The sequence below is a fragment of the Spiroplasma endosymbiont of Cantharis lateralis genome, assembly GCF_964030855.1.
Classification (GTDB): domain Bacteria; phylum Bacillota_I; class Bacilli_A; order Mycoplasmatales; family Mycoplasmataceae; genus Spiroplasma_A.
This window is the reverse complement of the sequence record NZ_CAXIQF010000008.1, coordinates 54,223-73,467: the sequence shown is the minus strand read 5'-3', so window position 1 is coordinate 73,467 and position 19,245 is coordinate 54,223. Positions and strand designations below refer to the sequence as shown.

The following is a 19,245-nucleotide window of genomic DNA, read 5'->3' as shown; positions in this document are numbered from 1 at the left end:
TTATGTAATGTTTGATAAAAATGATAAGATTCAATTAAGGCAAATAATTATGGAGCACTATACGCAACCAGATTTTAAAGGCCTTATTGAAAATGAAAAATCAATTATTAAATTTCAAGATTCACCAACTTGTGCAGATGAAATTAATGTTCAATTACTAATAGAAGGTGAAAAAATTGTAGATGCAAGATTTGATGGTAATGCTTGTGCAATATCAACTGCTTCAACTGACATATTATGCTTAAAATTAATAAATTTGACTCGTCAAGAAGCTCAAAAACAGCTTTTTAATTACTTTAATATGATAGCTGGCAATGATTATGATGAAGAAATATTAGATGAATTAATTGCTTTTTGAGAAATTAATAAGCAAGGAAATAGAATTAATTGTGCTCTTTTAGGAGCTGATGGTTTGAAGTGAATTGTAAATAAGGAGGTGTAGGATATGAAAAAATTAAAACAAGAAGAAGAAATTAAACAAATATCTGATTATAAGTATGGGTTTAATGAAGGTGAAGTTTCAACATATAAAGTTCAAAAAGGTTTAAATGAAACTGTTGTAAGAGAAATATCAAAACATAAAAATGAACCACAATGAATGCTTGATTACAGACTAGAAAGTTTAAAGGTTTTTGAGAAAAAAACTCAACCAAGTTTTGGTCCAGATTTAAATTGAATCGATTTTAATGATTATTATTATTATACTGAAGGAGCAGGTAAAACTGTAAGGTCTTGAGATGATATTCCAGATAATATCAAAAGAACTTTTGATCGTCTTGGAATTCCAGAAGCAGAGAAAAACTTTTTAGCAGGAATTAATGCACAATGAGATGCACGTCCAGTTTATGAAAGAATGAATGAAGAATTAGTAAAACAAGGAGTTCTTTTTACTGACTGTGATACAGCTTTAAGAAAATATCCTGAAATCTTTAAAAAGTATTTTGGTCAATTAGTTAAAAATGATGATAATAAATATGCTTCTTTAAATGCAGCTGTTTGATCAGGGGGAACTTTTATTTATATCCCAAAAGGAGTTAAATTAGAAAAACCTTTACAAGCTTATTTCAGAATAAATTATCAATCTTCAGGGCAATTTGAAAGAACTTTAATTATTGTAGAAGATGACGCACAATTACATTATATTGAAGGATGTACTGCACCAGTTTATTCAGAAAATAATTTACATGCTGCTATTGTTGAAATATTTGTTGGAAAAAGATCAAGTGTAAGATATACAACAGTTCAAAACTGAAGTGATAATGTTTTAAACTTAGTTACAAAAAGAAGTATTGTTGAAGAAGATGGAAGAATGGAATGAATTGATGGAAATATTGGCTCAAAAGTTAATATGAAATATCCATCATGTATTTTAAAAGGTGACAGAGCACAAGGAGATACTATCTCAATTGCTGTTGCTAAAAAGGGTGTTTATCAAGACGCAGGAAGTAAAATGATTCATTTAGGTAAAGAAACTAAATCAAAAATAATCTCAAAATCAATTACTTTCCAAGGGGGAACTGCAAATTATAGAGGGCTTGCATATATTGGTCCAGAAGCTATAAATTCAAAAGCAAGAGTTGAATGTGATACATTAATTTTAGATAATCAATCACATTCAGATACAATTCCTCAAAATAAAGTTCATAACAATCAATCTCAAATTGAACATGAGGCAACTGTTTCAAAAGTTAGTGAAGAACAGTTATTCTATTTAATGAGTAGAGGACTTGATGAGCAAGAAGCTTTGGAAATAATTGTTATGGGGTTCTTAGAACCATTTACAAAAGAATTACCTCTAGAATATGCAGTTGAACTAAATCAACTTATAAAAATGGACATGGAAGGTTCTGTAGGTTAAAAAAGCTTAGTAAGGAGATAGTAGGTCTATGTTTAAAAAAGATAAGATTAAAAAATGGTTTAACTATTTTTTTTATGTATGGTGTACTTTAGCTTTAGCTTTTGCACTTTTATTAGATCTCATTTGTGGAATTCTATATGATCCAAACAAAAGAGATTTTAATGTTGCTATTATAGAACAATCAATTTATTTTTCAGTTTGAGTTGCAGCTTTAACTTCAATATTTGGTTTAATAAATTGAATTCATTTACATAGTAAAAATATGGCTAAATGAATGGTTGGCAAAAATATTCATACTTCAATCACAACCTTAAATGTCTTAATTTTTATACTATTTAATGTTACATTTATAGTTCAAAAAGGAGACATAATTGGTTTTGATACTTGATATGGAAAAAGTAAATCAATAATTGAGCACTTTATAACTCCAATTATGGTTTTAACTTTCTATTTTATTTATCAAAATGAAAAAGTAGAAGATAAAGTATTTATCAAAAAATATTGTTGATTTAATTTAATCTTTATAACTATTTACTCTTTTTATATTATTTTAAGAATGATTATGCTATTAAAATTAGAGATTGAAACAAATGAAACATTACCGTTAATTCCATATCCACAAATTGATCCAACAATTGTGGGATATCCTTTATTTATAACAGGTACATTATGTGGTATCTTTGGAACTGTTTTTATCTCAGTATTCTTCAATAAGATGTCAAATCTTAATTATTCTGCAATTCAAAAGAATTTGATGGAAAATGAAGCAAAGAAAAAGATTAGTTAAAAAAAACGTTGGTTGAACCAACGTTTTTTTATCTTTAAATATATCAATTATTTAAATACCTTATGTATTTAGTGCTTTTTTTGTTACTTTTTTATTAGTACATTTATAGCAAAATAGGGCAGTCAATTCAATTTTAAAACTCATTTTTCCAGTTTTAAAAGAAAAATTATTAATTTCAGGAATTGTTTTATCTACTGTTTCAAATCATGCCATATATTTTTTTGAGTTACATTTTTTCTTACAATTTGTACATAAAACTGAATTTACTTCATAACGCTTTAAAACAGCTCTTATTTCTGCTAGATATCATTCAAAATCATTTTTTGAATATTCATCTGAGAAGTATTTATTAAAGGCATCTAATAATGCTCTCTCAGCTGCATCAAATTTTTGTTTCTTATCATTATATTTCTTTACTAAAAAAGGTATCAGTAGAGAGGCTGTAAATACAGTTATTGTTGAAATTGCAGTTAAAATAGTATTTATTATCTCTGTTTCATATGTTAAAAAAATCATTAAATTAGTCTCCTAGTTCCAATTTACATTACAAGTTCTACACCATCAATATCATAGGGGAATTCTTCAATTAAAACTCCCTCAACACCTTCTTTAAAAGTTAATTCAGTAAGTCCACACCCAACACAATTACCCTTAAGGCGGATATAAACAAGCCTATCTTTTATTGCAACAAATTCCATATCTCCACCATCTTGTGTAATATACATTCTTAATTGCTCAAGTGTAGCCTTTACTTTCTCTTCTAAATTATTTTTTTCCAAAAAATCACCTACTTTTAAAAATTTTTTTCAAAATAATTATTTCTATCACAATTTAAGTTTATAATTATTTTGTAAGGAGAGCAAGAGTATGTTGAATAAAGGACAAAAAGTAGAAGCAAAGATTACAGCAATTGTTAACTACGGTGCTTTTTGTGAAATTCACGATGACGATGAATTAGTTAAAGGACTAATTCATATTTCTGAAATATCGGATTTTTTTGTTAAAAATATTGACGAATTCTTAATGATAAATGAATCATATGAAGTTGAAGTTATTGAGTATTTAGAAGACAAAAAACAAGTTAAATTGAGTTACAAAGCAAATAGACCGCATTTATTAAAGTCATCAGAAACCAAAATACCAGAGACAAAAAGTGGTTTTGATAATTTAAAAAATAGCGTAGAATCAAAGTAGTCATAAGGAGAGTATTAGCAATATGATAAAAGTAAGTTTTAAAGACTCAAAAATTAAAAGCGAAATTAATAAATTTAGGGAAGCAAAAATTAAAGAAGTACATGATATGATTGAAAATAAAACTGGTTTAGGTAATGATTTTTTAGGGTGAAATAACTGACCAGTTGACTTTGATAAAGATGAATTAAAAAAAATGAAAAAAGTAGCACAAGAGCTTAGAAATAAAATTGACATTCTTCTAGTTGTAGGAATTGGAGGAAGTTATTTAGGAGCACGTGCAGCCGATGAAATGATCAGAGGTTTATACACAAAAGATAAAGTAGAATTAATCTATATAGGAAATACTATATCTTCTACATATACTCAACAAGTAGTTGAATATATTAAAGGTAAAGAATTTGGTATTGTAAATATATCAAAATCAGGAACTACAACAGAACCTGGAATAGCGTTTAGAGTATTTGAAAAACTTTTAGTTGATCTAAAAGGAAAACAAATTGCAAAAGAAAGAATTGTAGCAGTAACTGATAAAGCCAAGGGAGCTTTAAAAGAACTTGCAACAGCTGAAGACTATGAAACATTTACAATTCCAGATGATATCGGTGGAAGATTTTCAGTATTTACACCAGTAGGAATTTTTCCTTTATTAGTAGCAGGAGTTAATGTTGATGAAATCTTTAAGGGAGCTAAAAAAGCTATGGAAGATACAAAAAACATTAATAATGATGCTTATAAGTATGCAATAGCAAGATACATTTTGCATATTGAAAAAGGTTATAAAGCCGAAACTTTAGTAGGTTATGAACTTCAAATGCAAACATTTACAGAATGATGAAAACAATTATTTGGAGAATCAGAAGGTAAAGAAGGCAAAGGTTTATTTCCTACAAGTTGTATTTTTTCAACTGATTTACATTCATTAGGACAATTTATTCAAGAGGGTACAAAAAACATATTATTTGAAACAATAATAGATGTTAAGAAACCTAATTTTGATTTAAAAGTTCCAAAGAATAGTGACGATTTAGATGGTTTAAACTATTTAACAACTAAATCATTTCATGAAATTAATAAGATAGCACTTGAAGGTGTTATTGATGCCCATGCAAATACTGGAGAAGTTCCAAATATTGTATTAGAATTTGATAAGATGGATGCTGAAATGTTTGGCTATGCAGCTTATTGATTTATGAAAGCATGTGCAATGAGCGGATATTTATTAGGTATTAATCCTTTTAATCAACCAGGAGTTGAAGTCTATAAAGCAAATATGTTTAAATTGCTAAAAAAACCAGGATTTTAAAAAAATAAAAAAATGATAGGCTACTATCATTTTTTTAAACTAAAATTACATTATATAGGAGTGAAAAAAATGCTAACAAAAGAAAATTTAATTTATTTAAAAGAGAAACAAATAATCTTGGATAAATATATAATTGATACAAAAAAAATTGTAGTAGATAAAAAAATAATTAAAAAGAAAATAATTGCTTTTCTTGTTGAGGTATCAGAATTTATTAATGAATATAGAGCCTTTAAATACTGATCAAATAAGCCAGCAAGTGAAAGGTCAATAATATTAGAAGAATTAATTGATTGTGTACATTTTATTATAAGTTTAGGAATTGATATAAATTTTGACTTTTTAAAATTTAATAATAAAATTATAAATGCTGATGATGTTGATTCATGAAGTATTAATGTTTATAGAAAAGCTTTAATATTTGAAGAAAAATTTAATAGTGAATCTTATAGTGACCTATTAGATGAGTTCTTATCAGTTATGTACATTTTACAAATTACAACTGATGAAATTATTAATATTTATAACAAAAAAAATGAGATAAATTTTAATAGACAAGATACTGGTTATTAGTTTTAATGAAAAAAAGAAGGGGGATTAATAATGTCAAATAAAGATTTTAAAAATATATATAATTATCAGCCTTTAGATCCACATGACCCAAAAATGCCTTCTTTAACAAAAACTGAATCAATTGATGATAATTATGAAACTATTAATATTGAAGAGAAAAAAATAGTTAGTAAAGATCCAACACAAGAACTTACTTTTGAATCAGAAAGACCAAAAAAAGTAAAAGTGGAAAGCGAAACTATCATTGAAGGGTTAGAAGATAATAAGAAGAGTGCTTCAAGCATTATTTCAAAATTAAAAAGAGAAAATGAAATCACTAAAACAAGTGAATTAGATGAAGAATTACTTACTCATGATTTTGTCTTTCACGACCCCAAATCAGATTTGAATATTCTTAACTCTTTTGCACATAAAAGAATGACATCTTATAACCAATTAAATGAAACAAAAGCAAGAATAAAAATGTCTCGTGGTGAAGTTAGATTGAAATTAACTGAAAATGAAATACAGTTAATATTAAATAAATTTAAAGCAAAAGTTATTAAAGTTACTTCAAAGGAAGTTGTTTTAAAAAACAGTAAATATGGTTTTGAAATCTATCGAAATTCTTCTGATAAACGTTATTGAGTAGCTGCAACAAATTTTGAAGAATTATGAGATCCAAAATCAAATAATTATATGAATGTTTGAACTGGAAATGCTTTTACTGGTTATGGTTTTCATGACTTTAATGAAACTTTGGAACAAACTGAAACTATGATGACAAAGGGAAAAACTGGTTGAATAATGTGAAGAGATCATGTAATTGATTGAAATAAAGACACTAATCGTTTTTATTCTGGTAGTGAACCAAAGCAATTTACTTATGATGAATATAAAAAAATTGTTAAGTGATATAAAGAGAATAAAGTTTGAATTTTAGTAAAACAAGAAAAAGTTAAAGATATTGAAGATTTAATGGAAGAAAATAAAGATAAAAGAAGAAAGGGCGAAGCGATTGCTCCAATTGCAACAATTCAAGCCAAATTATTACAACCACCACGACGAGCCTCATTAGTTTATGGTTATCCAGTTGATAATCCAAGTTATAAAGGAAAGGACTATGTAAAACCAGAAAATAAATTATATCAAATTGGTTTTGCTTTTAGTGAATAAAAAATGAAGATAACATCTGTAAATAATTCTTTAATTGAGGAAGTCTTATCTTATAAAGAAACTAAAGTTCAAAAAGAACAAAAAAAATACATCATTGAAGGCATCAAAATGGTCGATTTAGCTATTCAAAAAGAGGTAGTTGAACTACTGTTGGTTGAAAGTAAACTGTTTGATAATTATAAAAATTTTGAAAATGTTGTTGAAATTTCAGATAATGTTTCAAAAAAATTAAGTGATTTAAAAACTAGTCAAGGAATTTATGCAATTTGTCGTATTGAAAAAAAACAAGAGTTAGATGGTAATTATCTTATTATTGATGGTATACAAGATCCAGGAAATTTAGGAACTTTAATCAGAAGTGCTTTTGCTTTTGACTTTAAAAATATTATTTGTTCAAATGATTGTGTAAGTTTTTATCACCCTAAAGTCTTAAGAGCAACTCAATCAAATCACTTTGATTTAAATCTTTTAAATGAAGATTTAAATAATTTTATAGATAATTTAAAGCAAAAGAATATAATAGTTTTAGGAACTTTATTAAAGCAAAAAAGTGACTTACTAGAAAATTTGAAGAATAAAAGAGTAGCTTTAATTCTTGGTAATGAGGGCCAGGGAATTTCAAAAGAAATTTCTCAAAAGATTGATAAGAATATAATAATTAAGACTAATAAAGAACTTGAAAGTTTAAATGTAGGTGTTGCAGGTTCAATATTAATGAATATTATTTATTCACTTTAGAAAAGGAAAGATAATTAAATGAGACAATACAATGCATTGATTAATAATAAATTAATTGATAATGGACAATGATTAGAAATAATGAATCCTGCAACTTTAAAGGTTGCAGGTAAAGTAAGTGCTTTGAATGCTAAAGACATAAACGAAGCATTTTCAGTGGCAAGAAAATCACAAAAAAATTGAGAAGAGACAAAATTATTAGAAAGAATAAGTGTTTTAAAGAAATTTAGAGATTTAATTGACCAAAACAAGCAAGAAATTTCTAAGATAATATCTGAAGAAATTGCAAAAAACTTAAAAGAATCATTAGCAGAAGTTGTTAGAACAATTGAAATTATTGATTATACTTTTGAAGAAGCAAAAAGAATAGAACCTTCAGCTTTTACAGGTGAAGGTATGGGTGCACAAAATAAACTAGGAATATTTTCAAGGGTTGCAAAAGGAGTAGTTTTAGCTATTTCACCTTTTAACTATCCTTTTAATTTAGCACTTGCCAAAATAATTCCAGCTTTAGTAATGGGAAATACTGTTGTTTTTAAACCAGCAACAGCAGGAAGTTTAGTAGGAACATTTTTATCTAAATTAGTTATTGAAGCTAATTTACCAAAAGGTATTTTTAATATTGTTACAGGACGAGGAAGAGAAATTGGAGATATCATAACTTCAAATCCTGAAATTGATATGATTTCTTTTACTGGAAGTGTTGGTGTAGGAAATCAAATTAGAAAAAATGGTAGCACAACTGATTTAGTTTTAGAATTGGGTGGAAAAGATCCAGCTTTAGTTTTAGATGATTTACAACTTGATAAATATTGTGAGGAAATAATTAATGGAGCTTTTGGTTACTCTGGTCAAAGATGTACTGCAGTAAAAAGAGTTTTAGTAAGCAATAAAATTGCAGATAAGTTAGTTCCACTATTAAAAAATAAATTAGAATCACTAAGTGTTGGTATGCCAAAAGACAATGCCTTTATTACACCTGTAATTGATGAAAAATCAGCAGATTTTATTCAAACACTAATTGATGATGCAAAACAAAAAGGGGCAAAAATAATTACAGGAGATAAAAGAACTAAAAATCTTATGTGACCCACATTAATAGATAAAGTTTCATTAGATATGAAAGTTGCTTGAGAAGAACCTTTTGGACCAGTTCTACCAATCATAAGAATTGATTCAATTGAAGAAATGATTGAGGTTTCAAATAACTCACAATTTGGTTTACAAGCAAGTATCTTCTGTCAAGATATTTCAAAAGCTATTAGTACTTCAAAAAAAATAAAAACAGGAACAGTTAATATTAATTCAAGACCTCAAAGAGGACCAGATAGTTTTCCTTTTTTAGGAATTAAAGATTCTGGTGAAGGAGTTCAAGGGATTAGAGAATCATTGTTGAGTATGACAAGATACATGGGATTAGTTATTAACTATTAATATTTAATTAATGAAAAGAACATCTACTGTTCTTTTTTTATTTCTAATGCCACGACTAGAAATAAAATAAAAGCGCAAAAATTATGTTGGAATTATTGTGAGATATTTTAATAAGGGATATTTAGGGTTTAAGAAATATGTACAAAAAATTTTTAATATTTTTATTTTTTTTAATACTGTCAATAACAAATGAAAATGTCTCAAAATCGTAGATTTATTAAACTGTAAATCTACGATTTTTATATTGTTCCTTTCATGTTTTAGAAAAGTAAATATAATTTGTATATCTAAAGTGATTAGATGGAACACTAGGTTTTTTAATTTTAGACTCAGTTTTTTTAACTTCATTAACCTGACCAACTGGTGTATTTTTAGTTTTGACTTCCACTAATCTATAGAACTTATCTGTATAATTTGCATAGAGCTCATTATCATATGTTTCAGTTATTAGTAATTTTGTTTTACTTGCAAAAGTTGTTATATCGTATCCATCATATGTTAAATATGTTTTTGTTTTATATTTAATTATTCCACCTTTATGAACTTGTCTTTCTTCTCTTCTAGCTAAAACAAAATTAATATCCGTATTTTTATTTCAAATTTTCATTTTATTTTTGTTATTATCAATTTGAGTAGAGAACTTGTGATTAAAATTAGGTATGAAAACATTAATTAAGTAATCATTGGCCTGCTCAATAGTTTTGATATTGAATTGTCTTAGTTCTTGGGGAAGTCGTTTTTGAAAAGAACCTCAAAGACGTTCAATCTTGCCTTTGGTTTGCGCGCAACTAGTACTTGTTAGCTTAATTCCAAGTTGTTGACACGTAAAGGCATACTGTATATTAGAGTCTGTTTCAGTAGACTCTTTTTCTTTTGTCTTATAATAAAATACTGTTCTTTTATCTGTAAGTATTTCCTCAGGAGTTCCATAATTTAGAAACATTTGTTTTGTAGCTGTATAATATCCAAATAATGTTTCTTGATAATCAAAATAACCTGCTAATACTTTTCCTGTTGAGTCATCAATGAAAGCATGTAGCGATCATTTTTCATTGGTTACTCAATTATGGCTACATGCGTCTGTTTGAATTCTTTCTCCAAAATATTCCTTTCTATTTTGCATGGGTCTACATTCTTCTAAACTAATAATCTTATCTTTAAAAAACTCTTGTTCCTTATTTGTTAATTTATTTTCTAAGGACTTTTGTCTTAATTGTCTAATTAATTCTTTTCTAGTTGATCTGTGCATATAAGGGGAGTAAACCTCATTTTTAAATAATAAATCTCTTAAGTAAATGTAACTAACTTTTAAATCTTCATATTCTTCTAAGGATTCTTTGAAATGAACTAGATTATAGTCATGATATTTTTCATTTCTCAAATTTAATATTTTTTGTTCAATTTCATAGGGTGTAGATCTATTTGATAATTTACCTCAGTTTTTATGTATAAATGCAGATATACCTTCATTTGATAATCTTTTAATATTTCTATTAATTGTTCTTCGTGTGCAGTTAAGAATTTGCTCTGCTCTCATTTTTGTTATTTCCCCAGAAATAACTTTTTTAATTGTTTTATATTTTAAATTCTCCATATAACTTAATTTCCTTTTTAATTTCATAATTTGTTACCTCTAATACTTAATTGTAATTGGAGGATATCAATATTTATATAAATATTGGGACATTTCTATTTGTTATACATTGAGACATTATCATATGTTATTTACAATTTTTAATATTTTTATTTTTTTTAATACTTGTCTTTACAATTTAATGGTGCTAAAATAAATGTATATTTTAGGGCTATATAAGATAGGGGTATCTATTATGAAAAGTATATTTTTAAGCTTGTTTATTTGATTAACAGCTTTACTAACAAGTTTTTTGGGCATTTTTTTAATGCAATGAACTAATTTTGTAACGTTTACATTTGAAGCAGAATTTGCAATTTTTAATACAATACAAATTTTGGGATTATTATCAATAGGAGCATTCCTTGCAGTTGGAATAGTTAACTTTATTACAAAACCAAATAAAATAACACCAATTATATATGCAATTTCAGCAGTTATTTTAAGTGTAGTTAATGTTGCTTATTTATCAGTTTTAATGTCAAAGATAGCTACACCGATCACTATAATAAATAGTGACATACAAATTACAAGTGTTGTTTCAAATGCAATCTTGCTTACAATAGCTGCATTTTGTGCATTGAGTTCTATAATAACTATGTTTATATTTAAATTACAAACAGTTAATAAACCAAAGCCAAAAACAAACCAAACTGTAAATTCAAGTTATTCACAAGTTTCTTCACCTGCAAATAGAGCAGAACCTTTAATTTCAAAAGAAAGCCCATCAGCAGTTAAAGAATTTAATTCTGAATTTACATCTACACCAAATGAAAAAACTTATAATATGTCAGATAAATTGGCACGTTTGAAAGAAGATATTAGCAATAATAATTTTAGACATACTTTAAATGAAACTCCTTTAGAAGAAACAAATAATGAGCCTATTAAAAGAGAAGAACAAAGAAATGTTCAAAAGGAAGATACAGTTGAAAATATTTATCCAATGGAAAGAGAAGAAATCCCATTTGAAAATAGTCAACCTAAATTAGTTGAAAATGAACAATTTGTAGAACAAATTCAAGAGCCAAATGACTCATTTAATAAGTTATTAAGGCGACCAAATCAAAAAATAGCACCAGCTAATAATCTACCTAAGGTTGAGGATTTACCACCAATTGGAGAACCTAAGGACCCTTATAAACAAACAATTGTTCCTAGAAGATCTGCAAAAAGAGAAAAAGAATTTAACAATCCTATTGGAAATGTGGCAAAACCATTATATGTTGATAGAAATGTTAGAAGAACACCAAAATTGGATGAAAATTACCAAGGTAAAGTATTCTTAGGAGATTCAGATAAAATCTGAGAAGCTATGAAAAATCAAGAGCGTAGATTACCTCAAAAGGTATCTAAAACAGCTCCTTTAAGCACTAAATGAAATACAACAAGTGCTCCAAAAAAGAGTAAATCAAAGAGCATGGAAGTAGATCTTGATAAGATCTTAGACCCAGTCAATGAACAAAATAGTGTTGATTTAAGACCCACAATTGATTGAGATGAGTAAAATAAAAAAGTTAAAACTTTTTTATTTTTTTTATGCTTTTTAAAATTTAATATGTTATTATCTTTCTTGTCAATGAGAATGCCTATTTTAAAGGGTTTTTTGAGAAATTTTAAGATTTTATTCATAAAAATATTTTATTGAAATAAAAATAATTAATTTTGAAATAATTTTTAAAAAGTATTGCTTATTGGTTTCAAATCATATATATTCTTATATGTCGTTGGTTTGCAAAAAACTGACGTGAAACGATCTTTGAAAACTAGATAGAACAACAACAACCAATTAATTTGTACAATTTATACAAGTTCAATTATTTGAGAATAAAGATATAGTCATGAATCAAAATTTTCACATTAATTAAATTTAATGAGAGTTTGATCCTGGCTCAGGATGAACGCTGGCGGCATGCCTAATACATGCAAGTCGAACGGGGTGCTTGCACCCAGTGGCGAACGGGTGAGTAACACGTATCTAATCTACCTTTTAGTGGGGGATAACAGTTGGAAACGACTGCTAATACCGCATACGACATCATTATCGCATGAGAAGATGTTAAAAGGCCCGTCTGGGTCGCTAGAAGATGAGGATGCGGCGTATTAGCTAGTAGGTGGGGTAAAGGCCCACCTAGGCGATGATACGTAGCCGAACTGAGAGGTTGATCGGCCACATTGGGACTGAGATACGGCCCAGACTCCTACGGGAGGCAGCAGTAGGGAATTTTTCACAATGGACGAAAGTCTGATGAAGCAATGCCGCGTGAGTGATGACGGTCTTCGGATTGTAAAGCTCTGTTGTAAGGGAAGAACAGCTAGAAGAGGAAATGCTTTTAGTTTGACGGTACCTTACCAGAAAGCCACGGCTAACTATGTGCCAGCAGCCGCGGTAATACATAGGTGGCAAGCGTTATCCGGATTTATTGGGCGTATAGGGTGCGTAGGAGGTTAGTTAAGTTTGAGGTTAAAGCCCGGAGCTCAACTCCGGTTCGCCTTGAAAACTGGCTAACTAGAATGCAGGAGAGGTAGATGGAATTTCATGTGTAGCGGTGGAATGCGTAGATATATGAAGGAACACCAGTGGCGAAGGCGGTCTACTGGCCTGTGATTGACTCTGAGGCACGAAAGCGTGGGGAGCAAATAGGATTAGATACCCTAGTAGTCCACGCCGTAAACGTTGAGTACTAAGTGTCGGCTTTAAGTCGGTGCTGCAGCTAACGCATTAAGTACTCCGCCTGAGTAGTATGCTCGCAAGAGTGAAACTCAAAGGAATTGACGGGGACCCGCACAAGTGGTGGAGCATGTGGTTTAATTCGAAGCAACGCGAAGAACCTTACCAGGGCTTGACATCCAGTGCAAAGCTACAGAGATGTAGTGGAGGCTAACATTGAGACAGGTGGTGCATGGTTGTCGTCAGCTCGTGCCGTGAGGTGTTGGGTTAAGTCCCGCAACGAGCGCAACCCCTATTATTAGTTACTAACATTAAGTTGAGGACTCTAATGAGACTGCTAGTGTAAGCTAGAGGAAGGTGGGGATGACGTCAAATCATCATGCCCCTTATGTCCTGGGCTACACACGTGCTACAATGGCTGATACAAAGAGTCGCAATCCTGCGAGGGGGAGCTAATCTCAAAAAGTCAGTCTCAGTTCGGATTGAAGTCTGCAACTCGACTTCATGAAGCCGGAATCACTAGTAATCGCGAATCAGCAATGTCGCGGTGAATACGTTCTCGGGTCTTGTACACACCGCCCGTCACACCATGAGAGTTGGTAATACCAGAAGCACGTATCCTAACCGTAAGGAGGGAGCGTACCAAGGTAGGATTAGCGATTAGGGTGAAGTCGTAACAAGGTATCCGTACGGGAACGTGCGGATGGATCACCTCCTTTCTATGGAGTATTCGTAGATTAAGAAAAAATAAGCTGAGTGAAACGATAAAACAGCTTTTGATTATATCTCGTTCTATCTAGTTTTCAGAGATTGTTTTTTAGGGCCATTTAGGCCCGAAAGCAATTTCTGAAAAGAAAATCGTTCTTTGAAAACTGAATATTAGATGAAAATAGACATTTTATTTTTCTTACGTTTATATACAATATAAAACGTATTTAGTAACTTAATTTAGATTAATACTAAGAAAACTAAAATTTCATTAATTTTATAGATTATCTATATATGCAATAGGTTTTTCTTTAGAAAGTATAGTAAGGGCGTATGGTGAATGCCTTGGAAAATGGAGCCGATGAAGGACGTGACTACCTGCGAAAAGCGCCGGGGAGCTGGAAGTAAGCTTTGATCCGACGATGTCCGAATGGGGAAACCCAGCACGATTAATCTCGTGTTATCCATAACTGAATACATAGGTTATGTGAAGGGAACCTTGGGAACTGAAACATCTTAGTACCAAGAGGAAAAGAAAACGAATGTGATTCTGTCAGTAGCGGCGAGCGAAAGCGGAACAGGCCAAACCGGTCTACGGGCCGGGGTTGTAGGACTCTTGTTAGAGTTACAAAGTTAGTGTATAGCAGAAGCTGTTGGGAAGCAGCACCGCAGAGGGTGATAGTCCCGTATGCGAAATGCACTAACCTCGAGAGAGTATCCTGAGTACGGCGGGGCACGAGAAACCCTGTCGGAATCTACCCAGACCACTGGGTAAGCCTAAATACTACCATTTTACCGATAGTGAACCAGTACCGTGAGGGAAAGGTGAAAAGTACCCCGTGAGGGGAGTGAAATAGTACCTGAAACCATATGCTTACAAGAAGTCAGAGCCCGTTAATGGGTGATGGCGTGCTTTTTGTAGAAAGAGCCGGCGAGTTACGATATCGTGCAAGGTTAAGTGGAATACACGGAGCCGTAGTGAAAGCGAGCCTTAATAGGGCGTTTAGTACGATGTCGTAGACACGAAACCAGGTGATCTAGCCATGAGCAGGTTGAAGTTAGGGTAAAACCTAATGGAGGACCGAACCAACGTTCGTTGAAAAGACCGTGGATGACTTGTGGCTAGGGGTGAAATTCCAATCGAACCTGGAGATAGCTAGTTCTCCCCGATATAGCTTTAAGGCTAGCGTCGAGGTAAAGGATTATGGAGGTAGAGCTCTGAATGTGTGATGGCCCCACCTAGGGGTACTGATCACAATTAAACTTCGAATGCCATAATTTCATACTCGGCAGTCAGAACATGGGTGATAAGGTCCATGCTCGTGAGGGAAACAGCCCAGATCAACAACTAAGGTCCCTAAATTTACGCTAAGTGTGTAAGGATGTGGAAGTGCACAGACAGCTAGGATGTTGGCTTAGAAGCAGCCATCATTTAAAGAGTGCGTAACAGCTCACTAGTCGAGTGCTTCTGCGCCGAAAATGTACCGGGGCTTAAGCGTAGTACCGAAGTTTTGGATTTGCAGCAATGCAAGTGGTAGGGGAGCGTTCTAATTGCGATGAAGTTCGACCGTGAGGACGGGTGGAGCGATTAGAAGTGATTATGCCGGCATGAGTAACGTTTGGGAGTGAGAATCTCCCATGCCGTTTGACCAAGGTTTCCTGGGCAAGGTTCGTCCACCCAGGGTTAGTCAGGACCTAAGGCGAGGCCGAAAGGCGTAGTCGATGGACAACAGGTTGATATTCCTGTACCACCTAATAAAGTGATGGAGTGACGGAGAAGGATAGTGGATGCCGGCTGTTGGTTATGCCGGTCTAAGCACAAAGAGGTGTACGTTGGCAAATCCGCGTACTATAACCTTGAAGTGTTATGGGGAGTGAACGCTTCGGCAAGTAGCGAAGTCCATGACTCCACGCTTCCAAGAAAAGCTTCTAGCGTTAATTTATTAGGTGCCTGTACCTAGAACGAACACACGTGGTCAAGGAGAGAATCCTAAGGCAAGCGAGATAACTATAGCTAAGGAACTCTGCAAAATCACCCCGTAAGTTAGCGAGAAGGGGTGCTCACTTTACGTGAGCCGCAGTGAAGAGGAAGGGGCAACTGTTTAGCAAAAACACAGCTCTCTGCAAAGTCGTAAGACGAAGTATAGGGGGTGACGCCTGCCCAGTGCCGGAAGGTTAAGAGGAGATGTTAGCTTCGGTGAAGCATCGAATTGAAGCCCCGGTGAACGGCGGCCGTAACTATAACGGTCCTAAGGTAGCGAAATTCCTTGTCAGGTAAGTTCTGACCCGCACGAAAGGCGTAATGATCCCTTCGCTGTCTCGGCTATAGACTCGGTGAAATTTTAGTACCAGTGAAGATGCTGGTTACCCGCAACTAGACGGAAAGACCCCGTGGAGCTTTACTATAACTTAATATTGAATTTTGGTGTAACATGTAGAGGATAGGTGGGAGACTTTGAAGCGGTCACGCTAGTGATCGTGGAGTCATCCTTGGAATACCACCCTTGTTACATTGAGGTTCTAACCTAGACCCGTTATCCGGGCCAGGGACAGTGTTTGGTGGGTAGTTTGACTGGGGCGGTCGCCTCCTAAAATGTAACGGAGGCGCTCAAAGGTACCCTCAGTACGGTTGGAAATCGTACGAAGAGCGCAAAGGTATAAGGGTGCTTAACTGCGAGACTTACAAGTCGAACAGATGCGAAAGCAGGACTTAGTGATCCGGCGGTCCCGTGTGGAAGGGCCGTCGCTCAACGGATAAAAGTTACCCCGGGGATAACAGGCTGATCTCCCCCAAGAGTTCACATCGACGGGGAGGTTTGGCACCTCGATGTCGGCTCATCGCATCCTGGAGCTGTAGTCGGTTCCAAGGGTTGGGCTGTTCGCCCATTAAAGCGGTACGCGAGCTGGGTTCAGAACGTCGTGAGACAGTTTGGTCCCTATCTGTTGTGGGCGTAGGAAAATTGAGAAGAGCTGTTCCTAGTACGAGAGGACCGGAATGGACGCACCCCTGGTGCTCCTGTTGTCACGCCAGTGGCACAGCAGGGTAGCTATGTGCGGAAAGGATAATCGCTGAAGGCATCTAAGCGAGAAGCCTCCTTCAAGATGAGTTTTCCCATTCTTCGGAAGTAAGATCCCATGTAGACCACATGGTTGATAGGTTGGGTGTGTAAGCACGGTGACGTGTTTAGCTTACCAATACTAATAGATCGAGGACTTTCAAAGAAAAACCTAACAAAATTGCTTGTATAGATATATAAAATCATCTAGTATTCAGTTTTGAGAGTACGATTTAGTTTTTGAAAAAAAACTTTGTCTCTCAGACACAATAAAACTTAAGATCTGGTGGTCATAGCGCTGAGGTCACACCTGTTCCCATGTCGAACACAGAAGTTAAGATCAGCAACGCCGACGATAGTATAATGCAAAAATAGGAAGCTGCCAGTTTAAAGTTTAAAACCCACTCAAAAGAGTGGGTTTTTTTTGTAAAATATAGTTATAAGAGGTAATTATGATAGTTGAACAAATTTCTAAAAGATTTAAAAAGAAAATTATGCAAACAACTTTAGAAGAAATTAATTTTAAGTGAGAATTTGAGGACTTTTTTCAAATTCTAAATATTAATAACTTTCTAACAATGATGCAACATCAGCTGAAAGTTGAGTATAACTTTCAACAAGAAGAAGATATCAAGCAAAAAATAATGAGTATTAGAGAATTTCTTACAAAAATGGTTGAAGAAATTAAAGATTATAAAATAAACTTAAATCAAATAACAATATTGGACAATCTTATTCATATGATTTATATGGAAATTAAAAATATTATTAATGAAGGCTTAATTAAATATCTCTTTTATGAAAAAATTCATTGCTCTATTGAATATAATCAAAAAGTCTATGATACAGATGACTACTTTAAACTAAAATTTTTGGAGTTTATGGAAAACACTGATAATCATTTTGAAATTTTTACTATATCATTCAAAAATAGAGTAAATAGGGATAATTTTTCTTTTTAGTTATATTATTTTTGCAAATAATTATTAAAAATAGGAATATCTTAAACAAAAATTTTATCAAATAATAATTTAATTAATTTATTTAGTATAATTAAATTGCTTTAAATTTAGAAAAGGTGTATTTATGTTAAAAAAAATAGATGAAATATTAAATAGTTTTAATAAGCAATTTAATAAAATTAAAACAAAAGAAGAATTGGAAATTTTGAAGAAAGAATTTGCAGGTAAAGAATCTCCATTAACAGATATTCTTAAGAACTTGAAATCAGCTTCACCTGAAGAAAAAAAAGAAGCAGGAATGAAAGCTAACGAAATTAAGATTTTAATTTTTGACAAATTAAATAATCTAAGCGAAAAATTTGAAAATGAAAAATTAAAAAAAACATTACAGAATGAAAAAATAGATTTATCTTTATCTGGAGTTAATTTAAAAATTGGAACAAAACACCCACTTAATTTAGTTATAGATGAGGTATCTTCAATTTTTACTGAGTTAGGTTATGAAATGATTGATGGAACAGAGTTTGAAACAGATGAATATTGTTTTCAAAAACTAAATATGCCTATTGGTCATCCAGCAAGAGATATGCAAGATACATTTTATATTGATAAGCATACTGTTTTAAGAACTCATGCAACTAATATGACAGCTAGAATGCTTACACAAGCGTCTAAAACAGGAAATATTAATATGGCAGCTGTAAGTTATGGTAATGTTTATCGTCGTGATGATGATGATGCTACACATTCACATCAATTTATGCAAATGGACGTATTTGCAATTGGAGAAAAAATTAGTTTTGCTAATTTAAAATGAGTTCTAGAATATATGTGTAAACGTTTATTTTCTGAAGATACCATAATTAGAATGCGACCAAGTTTTTTTCCTTTTACCGAACCTTCTGCTGAAGTAGATGTTAGATGTATTAATTGTAGTGGTAAAGGTTGTGCAATTTGTAAATATACTGGCTTTATTGAAATTTTGGGCTCAGGTATGTTAGCACCAGAAGTATTAGAATCAAATGGATTAGATCCAGAAAAAGTTACTGGCTTAGCTTTTGGAGTAGGAATTGAAAGATTGGCAATGTTAAAATATGGTTTAAAAAACATTAGAGATTTATATGAAAATGATATTAGATTTTTAGATCAATTTAAATTTTTTGGAGATTAGAA

The 19,245-nt window shown here is 31.8% G+C and carries 15 protein-coding genes and 3 rRNA genes; 15 read left to right on the top strand and 3 right to left on the bottom strand.

Translation table 4 applies throughout. The features are described 5' to 3' along the window. The first annotated feature begins 7 nt into the window (after positions 1-7). Genes AAHM99_RS02600 through AAHM99_RS02590 form a run of 3 tightly spaced genes read left to right on the top strand, consistent with a single transcriptional unit; the run spans position 8 to position 2,645 of the window. The gene (locus AAHM99_RS02600; RefSeq protein WP_342275209.1) at positions 8-442 is read left to right on the top strand and encodes an iron-sulfur cluster assembly scaffold protein; all 435 of its coding nucleotides are present in this window, start codon (positions 8-10) and stop codon (positions 440-442) included. A gap of 3 nt (positions 443-445) precedes the next feature. Then, positions 446-1,858, top strand: a complete 1,413-nt coding sequence (sufB, locus tag AAHM99_RS02595; protein WP_342275208.1) for a Fe-S cluster assembly protein SufB — start codon at positions 446-448, stop codon at positions 1,856-1,858. A gap of 28 nt (positions 1,859-1,886) precedes the next feature. Next, positions 1,887-2,645, top strand: coding sequence for a hypothetical protein (locus AAHM99_RS02590; RefSeq protein ID WP_342275207.1), 759 nt, complete (start codon positions 1,887-1,889; stop codon positions 2,643-2,645). Positions 2,646-2,705: 60 nt separating this feature from the next. Here the strand turns inward: AAHM99_RS02590 and AAHM99_RS02585 are convergent, their stop codons facing one another. Both AAHM99_RS02585 and AAHM99_RS02580 read right to left on the bottom strand, forming a co-directional pair. Continuing rightward, complete coding sequence (locus AAHM99_RS02585; protein WP_342275206.1) at positions 2,706-3,161, bottom strand: hypothetical protein; 456 nt, start codon at positions 3,159-3,161, stop codon at positions 2,706-2,708. 23 nt (positions 3,162-3,184) lie between these two features. Beyond that, entirely contained in the window at positions 3,185-3,424 is a 240-nt protein-coding gene (locus AAHM99_RS02580; protein WP_053946452.1) for a NifU family protein, read from the bottom strand. A gap of 88 nt (positions 3,425-3,512) precedes the next feature. On the opposite strand from AAHM99_RS02580, the gene AAHM99_RS02575 reads away from it, so the two are divergent. From AAHM99_RS02575 to AAHM99_RS02550, 6 genes are all read left to right on the top strand, one after another. Then, the gene (locus AAHM99_RS02575; protein ID WP_342275205.1) at positions 3,513-3,839 is read left to right on the top strand and encodes a S1 RNA-binding domain-containing protein; all 327 of its coding nucleotides are present in this window, start codon (positions 3,513-3,515) and stop codon (positions 3,837-3,839) included. Positions 3,840-3,861: 22 nt separating this feature from the next. After that, entirely contained in the window at positions 3,862-5,142 is a 1,281-nt protein-coding gene (locus tag AAHM99_RS02570) for a glucose-6-phosphate isomerase (protein ID WP_342275204.1), read from the top strand. A gap of 69 nt (positions 5,143-5,211) precedes the next feature. Next, a complete protein-coding gene (locus AAHM99_RS02565) occupies positions 5,212-5,715 on the top strand; it encodes a dUTP diphosphatase (RefSeq protein ID WP_342275203.1) in 504 nt (167 codons plus the stop codon). A gap of 30 nt (positions 5,716-5,745) precedes the next feature. Then, positions 5,746-6,870, top strand: coding sequence for a hypothetical protein (locus tag AAHM99_RS02560; protein ID WP_342275202.1), 1,125 nt, complete (start codon positions 5,746-5,748; stop codon positions 6,868-6,870). Between the two features lie 3 nt (positions 6,871-6,873). Beyond that, entirely contained in the window at positions 6,874-7,608 is a 735-nt protein-coding gene (locus tag AAHM99_RS02555; protein WP_342275201.1) for a TrmH family RNA methyltransferase, read from the top strand. A gap of 18 nt (positions 7,609-7,626) precedes the next feature. Then, on the top strand, positions 7,627-9,042 hold the full coding sequence (locus tag AAHM99_RS02550) for an NADP-dependent glyceraldehyde-3-phosphate dehydrogenase (protein WP_342275200.1): 1,416 nt from the start codon (positions 7,627-7,629) through the stop codon (positions 9,040-9,042). Positions 9,043-9,259: 217 nt separating this feature from the next. Here the strand turns inward: AAHM99_RS02550 and AAHM99_RS02545 are convergent, their stop codons facing one another. After that, positions 9,260-10,663: an ISNCY family transposase gene (locus AAHM99_RS02545; RefSeq protein ID WP_342275199.1), complete on the bottom strand. Its 1,404-nt coding sequence runs from the start codon at positions 10,661-10,663 to the stop codon at positions 9,260-9,262. 208 nt (positions 10,664-10,871) lie between these two features. On the opposite strand from AAHM99_RS02545, the gene AAHM99_RS02540 reads away from it, so the two are divergent. The 6 genes from AAHM99_RS02540 to pheS all read left to right on the top strand — a co-directional run bounded on the left by AAHM99_RS02540 (position 10,872) and on the right by pheS (position 19,243). Further along, positions 10,872-12,182 (top strand): APC family permease, encoded by a 1,311-nt coding sequence (locus tag AAHM99_RS02540; protein WP_342275198.1) that lies wholly within the window; start codon positions 10,872-10,874, stop codon positions 12,180-12,182. Positions 12,183-12,544: 362 nt separating this feature from the next. Further along, positions 12,545-14,065 (top strand): 16S ribosomal RNA (locus AAHM99_RS02535). Between the two features lie 300 nt (positions 14,066-14,365). Further along, positions 14,366-17,277, top strand: a 23S ribosomal RNA gene (locus tag AAHM99_RS02530). Positions 17,278-17,392: 115 nt separating this feature from the next. After that, positions 17,393-17,498: ribosomal RNA gene (gene rrf, locus AAHM99_RS02525) — 5S ribosomal RNA — on the top strand. The 16S, 23S and 5S rRNA genes sit together here, the layout of an rRNA operon. A gap of 64 nt (positions 17,499-17,562) precedes the next feature. After that, positions 17,563-18,072, top strand: a complete 510-nt coding sequence (locus AAHM99_RS02520; protein ID WP_342275197.1) for a hypothetical protein — start codon at positions 17,563-17,565, stop codon at positions 18,070-18,072. A gap of 124 nt (positions 18,073-18,196) precedes the next feature. Further along, positions 18,197-19,243: a phenylalanine--tRNA ligase subunit alpha gene (gene pheS / locus AAHM99_RS02515; protein ID WP_342275196.1), complete on the top strand. Its 1,047-nt coding sequence runs from the start codon at positions 18,197-18,199 to the stop codon at positions 19,241-19,243. Positions 19,244-19,245 lie beyond the last annotated feature (2 nt).